This window comes from Amycolatopsis sp. NPDC023774, assembly GCF_040639695.1.
Lineage (GTDB): Bacteria > Actinomycetota > Actinomycetes > Mycobacteriales > Pseudonocardiaceae > Amycolatopsis.
Map to the genome: position 1 here is coordinate 1 of NZ_JBFAAJ010000115.1, position 1,269 is coordinate 1,269.

A 1,269-nucleotide genomic window follows, 5' to 3' on the forward strand; every position below is an offset into this window, starting at 1 on the left:
ACAACCCCAGGCCTTTCATCTGGACCAAGACCGCCGCTGAGATCCTCGAGTCACTCGCCAACTTCTGCCGACGAATTTCTGACGCAGGACACTAGGCGAAGTCCGCGAGTTCGAACGGCCGATTCCTGCTGACCAGGTGCTGAAACCGCTGGGCATGGCAGCACCGTTGCGCAGCATCACACTGGTCCCCGTCGAGAAGCACGCTGTGGTAGGCGACCTGGTCACGACCGGTGAGACCCGCCAGGCAAGGCACTGGGTCTTGCAGTGCAACCCGAAGAAGTGGGACGTGTGGTCCTGGTGGGAAAACCGGGAGGAGCCCGTGACCACCTGGTCTGTCGCCCAGCACCTCAACGACCTGCGCACCGGGGACCGATTCGCTCTGTGGATCTCCGGCGCGCACCCGGGAGTCCATGCCGTCGGCACCGTCACATCGGAGCCGTACCAGACCGAGGATTTTGACGAATACTGGGCCGAGCAGCCGGAGCTGCGTCACGTCGTCGACGTGCGTTTCGACCGCTTCCTGTTCGACCACCCGCTCACGAAGCAGGAACTGGCATCGGACCCGGCTTTCGCCAACGCGCGGATCACTCGCATGGCCTATGCGGCGAACCCGACTCTGCTCGAGCCCGCCGAGTGGGCGGTGATCGAACGAAGGGCGGACCGCCGGGGTCGGAGCAGCATCGCCGCGCCGACCGAAGCAGTGGTGACCTCACGCCCGGTAGGGAGCATCCCGGAGAAAACGACCGCGGCCGGCCGCCCCGGGACTCGCGTGGTCGACTTCCCCGAAGCGAAGCTCTTGAAGCGGTACATGGATTTCGTCGGTCGGGCCCGGTACTGTCTCAGCGCGCTGTTGCCCACCGGCGAACGGCTCGTGTGCGACTTGTTCGATTCCGAGACGAACACGCTCATCGAAGCGAAGGCATCCAACACGCGAGAAAGTGTCCGCATGGCACTCGGCCAGCTCCTCGACTACCGCCACCATCTCGCGCCCGACGCCACGCTGGCGCGCCTGCTCCCGGCGCGCCCGGCACCGAGCATCGTCGACGTACTGCACTCGCACCAGGTGAAAGTGATCTACGAAGACGAGGGCTCCTTCCGCACCCTCGTCTAGCCGACTTCTGGCGCGTCGGCGGTAACACGGCGTTTGACATCCGATAGCATGATCCGCATACACCCGACTGGCTTCCACGGGCTTGCCCGCGGACACGCCACCCATGTATAGGAGTGTTTCTCTGTCTTCGTTCCTGATCTCCCGGTCCGCGCAGAGCA

At 64.6% G+C, this 1,269-nt stretch carries 1 protein-coding gene; it reads left to right on the plus strand.

Annotated elements, in window-relative coordinates:
* Window positions 1–154: 154 nt before the first annotated feature.
* Window positions 155–1,111, plus strand: a complete 957-nt coding sequence (locus AB0F91_RS47230) for an EVE domain-containing protein (protein ID WP_360609078.1) — start codon at window positions 155–157, stop codon at window positions 1,109–1,111.
* Window positions 1,112–1,269 lie beyond the last annotated feature (158 nt).